Source organism: Comamonas halotolerans, from assembly GCF_030162935.1.
GTDB classification, from domain to species: Bacteria; Pseudomonadota; Gammaproteobacteria; order Burkholderiales; family Burkholderiaceae_C; genus Comamonas; species Comamonas halotolerans.
Window position 1 is genome coordinate 1 of record NZ_JASAUZ010000059.1, and the last position, 278, is coordinate 278.

At 54.3% G+C, this 278-nt stretch carries 1 protein-coding gene; it reads right to left on the minus strand.

All coding sequences use genetic code 11. From position 1 onward, the window contains the following. Positions 1–278, minus strand: a 278-nt coding sequence (locus QEP11_RS16605) for an SEL1-like repeat protein (protein ID WP_461782050.1), incomplete at both ends; no start/stop codon positions are given.

Below are 278 nucleotides of genomic sequence, written 5' to 3' on the forward strand. Positions count from 1 at the left end.
CTTTTGCGGTAATAGGCCAGTGCGGCTTTTTTGTCCTGTTTTACGCCATAGCCGGTTTCCAGATTATTGGCCATGTTGTAATAGCCAATGGCTGCGCCCAGGGCAATCAGTTTTTCATTCAATTCTGTGACGCGCAGGGCGGGTGCGGGGTGGGTGGTCAGGCCCTGGTAGTACAGAATCTGCACGTTTTGCATGGCTTTCCAATGGCCCAGAGCCACGGCTTGCTCATAGGTGCGGGCAATGGTGTCAAAGTCTTTGGGGCCGGGGGCTTTTTCCAG